The sequence below is a fragment of the Pseudomonas sp. FW305-7 genome, from assembly GCF_058786735.1.
Genome location: NZ_JBYSZA010000020.1, coordinates 1 through 14073, shown reverse-complemented (window position 1 = coordinate 14073; position 14073 = coordinate 1). Strand labels below are relative to the sequence as shown.

Sequence of the window (14073 nt, the reverse complement as noted above, 5' to 3'; positions counted from 1 at the left end):
GGGACTGCCAGCACTGATTTGAAGGAAGAGAGAGCACAACATGGGACTGTTCGATTACAAAAATGCCGATGGCAAAGCGTTGTACAGCGATGCCATTGCCCTGACGCTGTATGCCTACACGCCGACCGGGCAAGCCTTGCCGGGCACTGCGTGGAAACCGGTCAGTGCGACGGCGCTGGGTTATCAGGGCAAGGTCGGTGCGCAGGGCACGTTCTTCGGCGAGAAGGACGGCTTCACCAGCGCCGAGGCCGAAGTGCTCGGCAAGTACGACACTGCCGGTAAGTTGATCGGCATTGGCGTGGCCTTTCGTGGCACTGGCGGGCTGGGTTACAGCGACACCTTCGGTGACATGAAGAACAATTTGCTGGCGGCCATCGGGCCGTCGGATTACGCGACTCAATATGCGAAAAACGCCTTCGACAATCTGCTCAAGGCAGTCGCGGCGTTTTCCATCGCGCACGGCATCGCGGCCAAAGACGTCTTGATCAGCGGCCACAGCCTCGGCGGGCTCGGGGTCAACAGCGTGGCCGAGTTGAGCGCGAGCAACTGGGGCGGCTTCTTCAAGGATGCCAACTACGTGTCCTTTGCCTCGCCGACCCAGAGCAGCACCGGCAACAACGTGCTGAACATCGGTTACGAGAACGATCCGGTGTTCCGAGTGCTCGACGGCACCACGTTCAGCACCGCTTCGATGGGCAAGCACGACAAGCCGCACGATTCGACCACTGACAACATCGTCAATTTCAACGACAACTACGCGTCGACTGCACAGAACCTCGTGCCGTTCAGCATCGTCAACCCGCTGAACTGGTCGGCGCACAGCTCGCTGGGTTATGCCGACGGTTTGAATCGGGTGATCGATTCGAAGTTCTACGGCCTGACTCACAAGGATTCGACAATCATCGTCTCCAACCTTGAAGAAGCGTCGCGGGGTAAAACCTGGGTCGAGGACCTGGGCCGCAGCGGCGAGCCGCACACCGGCAGCACCTTCATCATCGGCACGCAAAGCAGCGACTGGCTCAAGGGCGGGGCGGGCAACGACTTCCTCGAAGGCCTGGGCGGCGATGACCGTTTTCGCGATGACGGCGGTTACAACATCCTCCTCGGCGGTCAGGGCCACAACACCTTCGAGCTGCAGAAGCCGCTGCAGAACTTCAGTTTTGCCAACGACGGTGACGGCACGCTGTATGTGCGCGACGCCTACGGCGGCATCAGCATGACCCGCGACATCGGCGCGCTGGTGAGCAAGGAGTCGGGTTCGTGGTGGGGCAGCAAGGAAATCACCTGGGGCGTCACGGCCAAGGGTTTGACCAATGGCAGCGAACTGACCCAGTACAACCATTCGCTGAGCGGCGATGGCTACGGCAACGCACTGCACGCCAGCGCCGACGGTGACTGGCTGTTCGGTCTGGGTGGCGACGACAAGCTGATCAGTGACAAGGGCCATGTGACCTTTGTCGGTGGCGCCGGCAACGACGTGATGACGGCGGTGGGTGGCAACAACACCTTCCTGTTCAGCGGCGCCTTCGGTTTCGATGCCATCAACGGTTATCAGGGCAGCGACAAACTGGTGTTCATGGGCGTCGAAGGCGCGGGGCAGGGCTACGACTACAAGCAGCACACGTCGCAGGCCGGCAGCGACACCGTGCTGAAGATTGGCGAATATGCCGTGACGCTGGTCGGGGTTGGCGTGGCTAACCTGTCGGATTCGAGTTTCGTTTTCGCTTAGTCACTCCTTAAGGCAAACCCTGTAGGAGTGAGCCTGCTCGCGATAGCGGTGAGTCAGTCTCCATCCATGTTGCCTGACACAACCTCATCGCGAGCAGGCTCACTCCTACAGTTAAAAAGCAAAGCAAGTAGTTTTGAAATGCTCCGGGGCGTCCCCGTGGGGCGCCCTGGCTGTGAGCTATCTCTGACAATTCCAACAAAAGAGAGGCAATGGCAATGGGTGTGTATGACTACAAAAACTTCAGTACAGCCGATTCCAAGGCGCTGTTCAGCGATGCCATGGCGATCACGCTGTATTCCTACCACAACCTCGATAACGGCTTTGCCGCCGGTTATCAGCACAACGGCTTCGGCATTGGTCTGCCCGCTACGCTGGTCACGGCGTTGCTCGGAGGGACTGATTCCCAAGGCGTCATCCCCGGCGTTCCGTGGAACCCCGATTCTGAAAAACTCGCGCTCGAAGCCGTGAAAAAGGCTGGCTGGACACCGATCACCGCTTCGCAACTGGGTTACGAAGGCAAGACCGACGCCCGGGGAACCTTCTTTGGCGAGAAGGCCGGTTACACCACGGCTCAGGTCGAGATTCTCGGCAAGTACGACGCCCAGGGTCATCTCACGGAAATCGGCGTTGCCTTTCGCGGCACCAGCGGCCCGCGTGAGAACCTGATCCTCGACTCGATCGGCGACGTGATCAACGACTTGCTCGCCGCGTTCGGCCCAAAGGATTACGCCAAGAACTACGTCGGTGAAGCGTTCGGCAATCTGCTCAATGACGTGGTCGCGTTCGCCAAGGCCAACGGCCTCACCGGCAAGGACGTGCTGGTCAGCGGCCACAGCCTCGGCGGGCTCGCGGTCAACAGCATGGCGGATTTGAGCGGCGGCAAGTGGGGCGGTTTCTTCAAGGATTCCAACTACATCGCCTACGCCTCACCGACCCAGAGCAGCACCGACAAGGTGCTCAACGTCGGCTACGAAAACGACCCGGTGTTCCGCGCCCTCGATGGCTCGACTTTCACCGGCGCCTCGATCGGCGTACACGATGCGCCGAAGGAATCGGCCACCGACAACATCGTCAGTTTCAACGACCACTACGCATCAACCGCGTGGAATCTGCTGCCGTACTCGATCCTCAACATTCCGACCTGGATCTCGCATTTACCGACTGCCTATGGCGACGGCATGAACCGGGTGATCGAGTCGAAGTTCTACGACCTGACCAGCAAGGACTCGACGATCATCGTCGCCAACCTGTCGGACCCCGCGCGCGCCAACACCTGGGTGCAGGACCTCAACCGCAACGCCGAAACCCACAAGGGCAGCACCTTCATCATCGGCAGCGACGCCAATGACCTGATTCAGGGCGGCAGCGGCAACGACTACCTGGAAGGCCGCGCCGGCAACGACACGTTCCGTGATGGCGGCGGTTACAACATCATCCTTGGCGGGCAGGGCAGCAATACCCTCGACCTGCAGAAATCGGTGAACACCTTCGACTTCGCCAATGACGGCGCGGGCAACCTGTACATCCGCGATGCCAACGGCGGGATCAGCATCACTCGCGACATCGGCAGCATCGTCACCAAGGAGCCGGGCTTCCTCTGGGGGCTGTTCAAGGACGACGTGACCCACAGCGTCACGGCCAGCGGCTTGAAGGTTGGCAACAATCTCACCGCTTACGAATCCAGCGTCAAAGGCAGCAATGGCGTCGATACGCTGAAGGCGCAGGCCAGTGGTGACTGGTTGTTCGGGCTCGATGGCAATGACCACTTGATTGGCGGCGCGGGCAACGATGTGTTTGTCGGCGGCGCCGGTAATGACCTGATGGAGTCGGGGGGCGGGGCGGATACGTTCCTGTTCAACGGCGCGTTCGGGCAGGATCGGGTGGTGGGGTTCACGTCCAACGACAAACTGGTGTTTCTGGGTGTGCAGGGTGTGTTGCCTGGCGATGACTTCCGCGCCCATGCCACGGCGGTCGGGCAGGATACCGTGCTGAAGTTCGGCGGCGATTCGGTGACGTTGGTTGGTGTGTCGCTGGGGAGTTTGAGTGGCGATGGAATTGTGATCGCCTGATGTTGATGTGGCGCCTGTAAGGGCCTCTTCGGGAGCAAGCCCCCTCCCACATTGGATTTGTGATCGACACCGATCCAATGTGGGGGGGGCTTGCTCCCGAAGAACGATAACGCGGTATCAAAAGTGACTCGGCAGCCATTCTACGACTCAAAGCCTGTGCAAACAGGAAATGCGGCCTAAAGCCAGCACGTGCGCGCACGTTCTATAGCTAGCCGCCAACGAGTACAGGAGATTCAAACGTGAAAGGTTTCAAGAGGTTTATCGGGGTTGCAGGGTTGGCGCTGTTATCGGCCAATGCCAGTGCCGATCTGCCTCAAAGCTCGATTCTGAGCCGCTACGGAATCACCCCTGAGCAATTGCCGAGCCCGACCAAAAGCGAAGTGATCGAACCGGTTGAAGAAAAAAGCCGCTTTCAGATCCAGCCCGAACAACCGTTCGTGACGATTCGCCTGGGTGACGGCAAACAACCGCAAACCACCGGCAACCTGAGCATCGACCGCATGGCGCAGCAGGACTATGAACGTTGCCAGCGCCTGCAGGGCGAAGTAGCCCGGCGTGGCGGGCAATACCTGAGCTGCGACAACACCATCCCGGGCATGACCCTGGACCAATAACCCACTCCAGTCCAGGGTAGGAATTGCTGAAGGCTGTGATCTTTTGATCTGCAACAGCCTTCAGCCCTGTAATATCCGCTCACCCTGACAATGGACTGGCGGTGACCCACTTGAGAAAGACCACTCGACTTGTCGTGCTCTGCTGCACTTTGCTGACAGGCGCGAATGCAGCCGCATTGGCTTGGCTGTACTACGTGGTCACTTACGCCTCAGTGACGCGTGGAATGCCCATGATCAGAACCACGGAGCCGCTGCTGATCGGCGGGCCTGGCGGTGATGAAAACAGCTATGTGCTGCCAATGGGCACTACCCTCTATGAAGATCGAAGCTACCCGGAGGGATTTACCCGTTACCTGGTGTACTTCAATCACAAAGGTCCGATCGATTACCAGACAGTCACGATGGAGCCCAAGTACGGCGGCTCTCTGATTGATCCGCTGTGGCTGGAAAACATCGACGCCGAGACGCTGAAAGAGGTCTTCAAGCGGTTTCCCTTGTCCAGAAGCGATATCGCCGCGGCGATCAAGGCCAACGAAATAACCAAAGACGATCTGACCGAGATCATCCAGTCGATGCCAAAGTAAAAGGCTGGCTGCAATCAGAACCCCAGCGGGTACTGAACCACCACGTAGATCCGGTCAATGTCATCCCCCGCCTGAGCGCTATTCGCCCGATGCGAAACGTGCGACAGCTGCACGGACAAATCCTTCGCTGCCCCCGACTGCACGATGTATTTCAAGTCGATGTCGCGCTCCCAGTGTTTGCCGCCATCCCCTTGCAGCGGCTGGAATTCGGCGCTGTCGGCAGCGAACGGGTTGTAGGCGCCGCCCTTGGGCGCGTGGGTGCCGTCGATGTGATTGCCGCGGACGTAGCGGGTCATGAAATTGAGACCGGGAATCCCGAACGCCCCGAGGTCGAGGTCGTAGCGCGCTTGCCACGAACGTTCACCGGCGCCGTTGAAGTCGGCGTATTTGATCGAGTTGGCGAGGTAGATCGAGTCGCCGCCGACGAAATCGAAGGGCGTGTCGCCGTCGATCCGCTGCCAGCCGAGCATTACCGCGTGTGGGCCAACGGTGTACTTGCCCGACAGGCTGAACGCGGTGTTATCGATCGCACCGGCCAGCGCCCGGCCCGTATCGCGGGTGTGGTAGAGGTTGGCGTCGAGGAATATGCCGGCCTGCTTGAAGTGCAGGTTGCCGTAGTACTGATGCCAGGTGTCCGTCAGCTCGGACGCATACACAGCACCGCCCACAGGACTGTCGCCGAACAGATCGGCACCGAGAAAGCTGATTGAGCCGTGTTCAGTGTTGGCGCCGTAGCCGTAGAAATCGCCTTTGCCGGAAGCGCTGTCCTGATTCTTGAACGCCGTGAAATGCCCGGCCTGCAGATTGATGTTGTCGATCTCCCGGCTGGTGAGCAGAAAACCCGTGGCGTACTCCGGTTGCAGGCGTTTGTCGGCGGTGTCGAATACTGGGGTTTCCACGGTCATTTCGCCAAACGCCAACGTGCTGCGCGAGGCTTTCAACTTCAATGCGCCACCGGCACTGGAATAATCGTTTTCGCTGCGACCGTCGCTGTCTACCGGCAGCAAGCCAGTGCCGGAGTGACCTTTGCCGCCATCCAGTTTCAGACCGGCAAAGGCGTGAGCGTCGATGCCAAATCCAATCGTGCCGTCTGTGAAACCGGATGAGAAAGTGCCGATAAACCCGTGTGCCCATTCCTGTTTGTAGTTTTTACCGGTGGGAGAGGGTGAGCGGTAGTCGTTGCTTAGAAAGAAGTTGCGGCTGAGCACTTCGGACTTGGCATCGTCGAAAAAGCCGTCGGCGGCAGCCGTTTCGGTCAGTCCGCACAGTAGTAATAACAGGGTGATACGCGATGGCGCGGATTCGATCATGGTCGGTGGCCAACAAGAAAAAAGTGGCTCTGATGATCGATTGATTGTGGGCGAGTGGATTGAGCGTATGTGCTCAGTTGGCGGGGCTGGAGTGGTGGGTCAGACATTCAGGATGTGAATGCGCTGACGCCATCGCTGGCAAGCCAGCTCCCACAGGTTTTGTGTGTTGCCATCAATCATGGATACACACTGGCAAGCCAGCTCCCATAGGTTTTTTGTGTGCTGCCATCGATGGTGGACACACCCTCAACCCCTGTGGGAGCTGGCTTGCCAGCGATTGCGGTGGGTCTGGCAACATTTCTGTCGGCTGCCCCTCCAGGTTTGATCGCGTTACGACAGTGGCGGGGTGCGTGGCGGGATCAGGCGTTTGCTGCCTGTCGATTCAAATGCTGCGGCCAGGCGCAGCAAGCTCGAATCGTCATAGGCACGACCGGCGAAGGTCAGACCGACCGGCATGCCGATGTCGGCCATCACGCCCATCGGCACGGTGACGGTCGGTACGCCGAGGTGACGGATCGCGAGGTTGCCGTTGGCGACCCAGATGCCGTTGCTCCAAGCGATATCGGCTGACACCGGGTTCACGTCCGCGTCCGCTGGGCCGACGTCGGCGACGGTCGGGAACAACACGGCGTCGAGGCCCAGCTTGTCCATCCAGTCTTCAAGATCGATACGCCGCGTCTGTTCGAGGCCGCGCAGGCCATCGGGCACGGTGGAGATTTCATTCCACGGCGTGATGCCGCGCTCGGCCATGCGCACGTATTCATCCATGCCAGCGGCGAGGTCGCCTTCCCGGTTCGGCAGAGTGCCCGGGTCGTGCGGGAAAATCTTCGGCCCATCGACGTCGACCAGACGATTGAGCTTCGGATCGCCGTTGGCTTGCAGGAAGTCGTCGAACGCCCAAGCCGTCAGATCCCACAGTTCATGGTGGAGGAACTCTTTCGACACCAGCCCACGGGTGAACACGGTCGGCGCGCCGGGGCGATCGCCTTCGCAATTGGACACCAGCGGGAAGTCCGTCTCGATCACTTCAGCGCCAGCGGCTTCGAGGGCCTGACGTGCCTGTTTCCACAAATCGATTACCGAAGCGCGGGTGTTGATGCGTTGGCCGGTCGGGCCACCAATACCCGGCGCTTCGCTGGTGCCCGCCTCAGGATCGGCGTTGATGAACATGCGCGGCACGGCAAAACGCTTGCCGGCCAGTGCAGTGCCGTCGGCAGCCAATTCAGCGTAAGCGGCGGGGCGCACGGAGCTGACGCTCGGGATCGGTACCCACGGTTGCAGGCGCCACAGGTCGCCACGGGTATCCGGATCTTCGGCAACAACAATGTCGAGGACTTCGAGCAGATCGGCCATGGTGCGAGCGTACGGCACGACCACGTCCATGGTCGGCGTCAGCGGCCAGTTGCCGCGCACCGAAATCACCCCACGCGAAGGGGTGTAGGCGCACAAGCCGTTGTTCGACGCCGGGCCGCGACCGCTCGACCAGGTTTCTTCAGCCAGACCGAACGCGGCAAAACTGGCCGCCGTGGCGGTGCCGGCGCCATTCGATGAGCCGGAGGCGAACGGCGCGGTGAGGTAGTCGGCGTTGTACGGGCTTTCAGCGCGGCCATACACCCCGCGCTGCATCCCGCCATTGGCCATCGGCGGCATATTGGTTTTGCCCAGGCAGATCGCCCCGGCGGCGCGCAGGCGCTCGATGGTGAACGCATCGCGGTAGGCAACCAGATCAGCGAAGGCCGGGCTACCGGACGCTGCGGTCAGGCCCTTGACCAGATAACTGTCCTTGGCGGTGTAGGGGATGCCGTCGAGCGGGCTCAGGGTTTCGCCTTTGGCGCGGCGAGCGTCGGAGGCCCGTGCTTCGTTGAGCGCTTCGGGATTGCGTACGACCACCGCGTTGAGTGCGGTCGGCGTGTCGGCGCCGTCGTAGGCATCGATGCGGGCGAGATAGGCCTGCACCAGCTCAACCGAGGTGGTCTGGCCGGATTCAAGCGCGGCGCGCAGTTGCGCAATGGAAACTTCAGTGACTTCGATCATGCGGTCACCGCCGTTTGCAGTGGGGCGACGTTCTTTTTGGAATGGGTGTTCATAGCGGTTCTCGTGGCACGGCTTTAAGCGACAAGGTTAAGACTGGCGCCTATTTAACACCATGCGGCGTGCGGAGTAATCGGCGGGATCGTTCGCCCACCGATTTTTTCCAGGTGAAATGCAATCCCCTGTGGGAGCTGGCTTGCCAGCGATGGCGGTAGGTCAGTCAACCCAATATCAACTGTGCTAGCCCCTTCGCTGGCGAGCCAGCTCCCACAATGTTCCGCCGATTACAGAACCCCATACTCACGAGCCGTACGATCCACCGCAATCCGCGTCTTGTCGATCAGCTCATCAAGCTCCGCACGGCTGGCAATCAGCGCCGGCGCCATGATCATCCGACCCAATGTCGAACGAATGATCAACCCTTCCTCAAAGCCGATCGTACGGCAGCGCCAGGCGATGTCGTTCTCGTTGGCAAAACGCTTGCGAGTCGCCTTGTCCTCGGCGAATTGCAACGCCGCCACCAGACCAACACCCTGAATCTCACCGACCAACGGGTGATTGCCAAACACTTCGTGCAGACAGTTTTGCAGGTAAGGCCCGGTATCGGTTTTCACCTGCGTGACCACACCTTCATCACGCAAGGCCTTGAGGTTGGCAATCGCCACCGCAGCCGCGACCGGGTGCCCGGAGTAGGTGAGGCCGTGAGCAAACACGCCACCCTTTTCCACCAGTGCCTCAGCCATACGCCGCGAAAGGATCAAGCCGCCCATGGGGATGTAACCGGAGGTCAGGCCCTTGGCGATCGACAGCGTGTCGGGCTCGAAACCGAAAGTCTGGTGGGCGAACCACTCGCCGGTGCGACCGAACCCACCGATCACTTCATCAGCGCACAGCAGCACATCGTATTGGCGGCAGATGCGCTGGATTTCCGGCCAGTAAGTGGCGGGCGGAATGATCATCCCGCCAGCGCCCTGAAACGGTTCGGCGACGAAAGCTGCCACCTTGTCGGCGCCCAATTCAAGAATCTTGTCTTCCAGTTGCCGCGCCGCACGCAGGCCGAATTCTTCCGGGCTAAGGTTGCCTTCGTGGGCGAACCAGTACGGCTCGTCGATGTGCGCCACATCGGGAATGGTGCCGCCCATTTCGTGCATGAACTTCATGCCGCCCAGCGCCGTCGCCGCGAGGGTCGAGCCGTGGTAGCCGTTCCAGCGGCCGATCATGATTTTCTTCTCGGGCTTGCCCATCACCTGCCAGAACTTGCGCACAGTGCGGATCAGCACTTCGTTGGCTTCGGAACCGGAGTTGGTGTAGATCGCGTGGCTGTAGTGCTTGGGCAGCAGGCTGAACAACAGTTCGGACAGTTCGATCACGGCCGGGTGAGTGGTGTGGAAGAACATGTTGTAGTAGGGCAGCTGCTCCAGTTGCGCGGTCGCGGCGGCGGCCAGATCCTTGCGGCCGTAACCAAGGTTGGTGCACCACAGGCCGGACATGCCATCCACATAACGATTGCCGTCGTTGTCCCACAACGCCAGGCGATCGCCGCTGACCATCACCCGTGGGCCTTCCTCGTTGAGCGCCTTCTGATCGACAAACGCGTGAATGTGGTGGGCGGCGTCGGCGGCTTGAAAATCACGGGTGCTACGGGTCGGATCGAGTTCGGCGGACATGACTGATCTCCAAAAGAATTGGGCAAGTGAGTGCGTTCATTCCAGCGGTGCACAGCTAATATTTGTCACTTAAAAATATTTTTGTAAAGAAAATATTTGTCGGTGGAAAAAGATATCCGTAGGCTGAGGCGCATTGGCAAGGCACAGCAGGCACGACATGAGCGGACTCAGAGAGCGGCAAAAGGAACAGCGCAGGGAAGTCATCGCGCAGGCAGCCCTTGAACTGTTTATCAGCAACGGCTTCGGCGCGACCACGCTGGAGCAGATCGCCAATGCAGCGGCGGTTTCCGCGCCGACAGTGACCAACTACTTCGGCGGCAAACAGGAGATTTTGCTGGCATTGCTCAAGCAACCGGACGAGCAGGCCATGCGCGAGGCCCGAGCCAATCTCGATGACGACAGCGATCCGCTGGAGGCGTTGTGCGAGTTCGAAGGGCTGATGACCGACTACCAACTGCAAGCGATGCCGGCTTCACTATGGCGCGAGTTGGCGCCCTTTCTGCTCACGGGCGAACTGGCTCAGGCGTTGAGCCCGTGGAATGCGGCGGTGATCGAGGAAACCAAGGCGTTGCTGACGCATTTTCAGGCGCTGGGCAAAGTCCGCGAGTCCGTCGATATCGACGTGGCGGCGACGTTGTTCAACCAGTACGCGAACATGGCGTTTATTCGACTGGCGACCGAAGCGGCGCCAGATCGAGAAGCGCATGCGCGGCATATGCGCAGTGTGCTGGGGCTGATCTGCCATGGAATTCTGAGCCTGGGGTGATCAACTGTGGCGAGGGAGCTTGCTCCCGCTGGACTGCGCAGCAGGCCTTCTTTTAAAAACAGGGGCCGCTTCGCGACCCAGCGGGAGCAAGCTCCCTCGCCACAGGTTCTTCAATAATCCAGAGATCAGGCTTTCGGCAACCACGGCTGCATCTGCTCCAGCAAACCTCGTCCGCTCCGCCGCAATCCTGCTGCCAGTCCCAGCCATGAAAGGTCAGTCATGATCACCTCAGAGGCGCGCAGCAAGCGAACTTCGCCAGCCGTGCCGCCAGAGGTCCCTCCGTCCGGCATGAACACCGTCAGCCAATCGCCGACACTGTCCACCACCAGACACAAGCGCCAGCCTTGCTCCTCGGCAATCATGCCGACCTTGGTCCCATCGGTGTGCTCCATGCCGGCAAACCGCGCCGTGGTGTCTTTGAGCAACTGATAACCCGGCAGATTGCTCAGCACTTTGTCTTCGGTCGCCTCAATCGCCCGGGCCGCCGCCGAGGTCCTGGCCAGAAGGCCGGCAAGAAAACACAGCACGATCAAGCCAACCAACGTGGCCAACGTCACCACGGTCACGCCCGCCACATCATGACCTTCAAACATCGGCAGCAGCTTTTGCATCGGCCCACGCAGCAGATGAATGGCTTTTTCGATCAGGATGAAGATCAGCACCAACGGCAGAATAAACAGCAGTCCGCCGATCACGGTGGTTTTGATGAACTTGAACATGACAGCTCCTTGATGACGATAAGAAATCAAGGCTAGCTGATAAAAATCCCGGGGCAGGCGCGCGATGAAACTCATGGCACCATGGCGGCCGGATGCGCTTAACAAGGAGCAGGGCACATGAAAGTACCGGATCAGCAAGCATGGCAAGCGTGGACGCCGGAGGAGTTATCGCAACGTCTGAAACAGGTTTCACGCCCCTGGAGCGTGGTGGGCGGATGGGCGCTGGATCTGTGGCTGGGCAGACAGACCCGCGATCACGGTGATCTGGAGTTCACCGTCCTGCGTGATGATTTCATGCTGTTCAGGCAAGCGCTGGAGCCATTGCAGTTCTACACCGTCAAAGACGGCACGTTTGCGTTTCTGTCGGCAGACCGGGTGCCCGGCGAGGAGATATTTCAGGTTTGGGGTTTTGATGCGGTTGCCAATGTCTGGCGAGTGGAAGTGATGCTGGAGTTCGGCACTGCGGACACTTGGGTCTATAAAAGAGACACTTCGCTTGTCTATCCACGCGCCGAAATGGTCGCTCTCAGTGACTCAGGGGTTCCGTATTTAAAACCTGCGGCCATTCTGCTGTTCAAGGCCAAACACACCCGGTCCAAGGATCAAGCGGATTTCAGTCTCGCCTTGCCGAACTTGTCGGGCGAGGAGCGGCAATGGCTGGTTTTGCATCTGAAGCGACTGCACCCGGATCATGAATGGACACGCAGGCTTGAAAACGCCGAATGACTTGTGGCGGGGGAGCAAGCTCCCTCGCCACAAGGTGGTGGATTGTTTACTCGTTGATCCGCGGATGTTGCTGCACCAGATTTTTGCGTTTGGCCTCCAGCTCAGCAATTTCAGCGTCGATGTCTTCGATCTTCTGCTCGATGTTGTCGTGATGCTCCTGCAACAACTCCTTGGCTTCTTCAAGATCGGAAGCCGCCGGCGCCGCGCCTCGCAGCGGTTTGTTGGCGGTTTCTTTCATGGTCACGCCGGTGGCCAGGCCGACCACGGCAATCACCATCAGGTAATACGCCGGCATGTACAGGTTGTTGGTGCTTTCCACCAGCCAGGCCACGACAGTCGGGGTCAGGCCGGCAATCAGCACAGAAACGTTGAACGCCGCCGCCAATGCGCTGTAGCGAATGTGCGTGGGGAACATCGCGGGCAGGGTCGAAGCCATCACGCCGATGAAGAAGTTCAGCAGCACTGCCAGCATCAGCAGGCCGCCGAAGATCAGGCCGATCTTGCCGCTGTTGATCAGCATGAATGCCGGAATGGCAAGGATGAACAGGCCGATGCTGCCGACGACGATGAAAGGCTTGCGGCCAATCTTGTCGCTGATAAAGCCAATCGCCGGCTGCACGAACAGCATGCCGACCATGATCGCGATGATGATCAGCACGCCACGGTTTTCGCTGTAATGCAGGTTGTGCGACAGGTAACTCGGCATGTAAGTGAGCAGCATGTAGTAAGTGACGTTGGTCACCGCCACCACGCCAATACAGGTCATCAGGCTGCGCCAGTGCTTGGTCGCAACTTCCTTGAACGACACTTTCGGCCCGCCGGCCAGGCCTTCGCGGTCGCCTTGTTCAAGTTTCTCGACATGCTGTTGAAACGCTGGCGTCTCTTCGAGGGCGTGACGCAGATACAGGCCGATCATACCCAGCGGCAACGCGAGGAAGAACGGCAGACGCCAGCCCCATTCCTCGAATTTGGCTTCGCCCAGCGTCGTGGAAATCAGCACCACCACACCGGCACCCAGCACAAAACCGGCAATCGAGCCAAAGTCCAGCCAACTGCCGAGGAACCCACGCTTGCGATCCGGCGCATATTCGGCGACGAAGATCGAGGCGCCGGTGTACTCACCGCCAACCGAGAAGCCTTGAGCCATTTTCGCCAGCAACAGCAGGATCGGCGCCCAGATGCCGATCGAGGCATAGGACGGAATCAGGCCGATGGCAAACGTGCTGAGCGACATGATCACGATGGTCGCGGCGAGGACTTTCTGTCGCCCGTACTTGTCGCCCAGTGCGCCGAAGAACAGCCCACCCAAGGGACGAATCAGAAACGGCACGGAGAACGTCGCCAGCGCGGCGATCATTTGCGTGCCCGGATCGGCGCCCGGGAAAAACACCTTGCCGAGCACATAGGCCACAAAGCCATAGACCCCGAAGTCGAACCATTCCATGGCATTGCCGAGCGCGGCGGCCGTAATGGCTTTGCGCATCTTGGCGTCGTCGACGATGGTGATGTCTTTCAGGCCGATCGGTTTGACGCTGTTTTTACGTGATTTCATCCGCGTATTCTCTTTACTGATCCATCTTGCCGCGTAGATGCCATCTTTTTGATGGCGCGTGCTCTTTGGGTCAGATACATGAGGACACGAAATAATTCACCGCTAACCGCTTTTTTTCCCCGTAGGCGCTGCTGAAGACTGCGATCTGATGATCTTGCCTTGCGAAAACGACAAAACCCGCCATCCCGATTGAACGGGAGTGGCGGGTTTTTTCTCCCGAAGATATGTATTGCCAGTGAGTCAGCCTTCGCGGGCAAGCCCGCTCCCACAGGGATCTGTGTCGACCACAAACCTGCGCCACACCGC

At 59.6% G+C, this 14073-nt stretch carries 11 protein-coding genes; 6 read left to right on the top strand and 5 right to left on the bottom strand.

The window, feature by feature from the left end; genetic code table 11:
* The first annotated feature begins 40 nt into the window (after positions 1–40).
* The 4 genes from AC3WMT_RS21660 to AC3WMT_RS21645 all read left to right on the top strand — a co-directional run bounded on the left by AC3WMT_RS21660 (position 41) and on the right by AC3WMT_RS21645 (position 4996).
* The gene (locus AC3WMT_RS21660) at positions 41–1729 is read left to right on the top strand and encodes a polyurethane esterase (RefSeq protein ID WP_103304951.1); all 1689 of its coding nucleotides are present in this window, start codon (positions 41–43) and stop codon (positions 1727–1729) included.
* Positions 1730–1944: 215 nt separating this feature from the next.
* Entirely contained in the window at positions 1945–3798 is a 1854-nt protein-coding gene (locus AC3WMT_RS21655; protein ID WP_103305044.1) for a polyurethane esterase, read from the top strand.
* A 239-nt stretch (positions 3799–4037) separates the two neighbouring features.
* The gene (locus AC3WMT_RS21650) at positions 4038–4412 is read left to right on the top strand and encodes a hypothetical protein (protein WP_103304950.1); all 375 of its coding nucleotides are present in this window, start codon (positions 4038–4040) and stop codon (positions 4410–4412) included.
* 230 nt (positions 4413–4642) lie between these two features.
* Positions 4643–4996 carry a hypothetical protein gene (locus tag AC3WMT_RS21645; protein WP_249412126.1) on the top strand — a complete coding sequence of 118 codons (354 nt, stop codon included), beginning with the start codon at positions 4643–4645 and terminating at the stop codon, positions 4994–4996.
* A gap of 14 nt (positions 4997–5010) precedes the next feature.
* Here AC3WMT_RS21645 and AC3WMT_RS21640 read toward each other — a convergent pair whose 3' ends face one another.
* The 3 genes from AC3WMT_RS21640 to AC3WMT_RS21630 form a co-directional block, all read right to left on the bottom strand.
* The gene (locus AC3WMT_RS21640; protein WP_103304948.1) at positions 5011–6306 is read right to left on the bottom strand and encodes an OprD family porin; all 1296 of its coding nucleotides are present in this window, start codon (positions 6304–6306) and stop codon (positions 5011–5013) included.
* A gap of 330 nt (positions 6307–6636) precedes the next feature.
* Positions 6637–8340 (bottom strand): amidase, encoded by a 1704-nt coding sequence (locus tag AC3WMT_RS21635; protein WP_103304947.1) that lies wholly within the window; start codon positions 8338–8340, stop codon positions 6637–6639.
* A 281-nt stretch (positions 8341–8621) separates the two neighbouring features.
* Positions 8622–10004, bottom strand: a complete 1383-nt coding sequence (locus AC3WMT_RS21630) for an aspartate aminotransferase family protein (RefSeq protein WP_103304946.1) — start codon at positions 10002–10004, stop codon at positions 8622–8624.
* Positions 10005–10161: 157 nt separating this feature from the next.
* Here AC3WMT_RS21630 and AC3WMT_RS21625 point away from each other — a divergent pair, with 157 nt between their 5' ends.
* Positions 10162–10770: a TetR/AcrR family transcriptional regulator gene (locus AC3WMT_RS21625; RefSeq protein ID WP_103304945.1), complete on the top strand. Its 609-nt coding sequence runs from the start codon at positions 10162–10164 to the stop codon at positions 10768–10770.
* A gap of 125 nt (positions 10771–10895) precedes the next feature.
* Here the strand turns inward: AC3WMT_RS21625 and AC3WMT_RS21620 are convergent, their stop codons facing one another.
* Complete coding sequence (locus AC3WMT_RS21620; RefSeq protein ID WP_103304944.1) at positions 10896–11489, bottom strand: DUF502 domain-containing protein; 594 nt, start codon at positions 11487–11489, stop codon at positions 10896–10898.
* 117 nt (positions 11490–11606) lie between these two features.
* Between AC3WMT_RS21620 and AC3WMT_RS21615 the strand changes: the two genes are divergently transcribed.
* Positions 11607–12215: a nucleotidyltransferase domain-containing protein gene (locus AC3WMT_RS21615; protein WP_103304943.1), complete on the top strand. Its 609-nt coding sequence runs from the start codon at positions 11607–11609 to the stop codon at positions 12213–12215.
* Between the two features lie 46 nt (positions 12216–12261).
* On the opposite strand, the gene proP is transcribed toward AC3WMT_RS21615, so the two are convergent.
* On the bottom strand, positions 12262–13767 hold the full coding sequence (gene proP, locus AC3WMT_RS21610) for a glycine betaine/L-proline transporter ProP (protein WP_103304942.1): 1506 nt from the start codon (positions 13765–13767) through the stop codon (positions 12262–12264).
* Between the last annotated feature and the right edge of the window lie 306 nt (positions 13768–14073).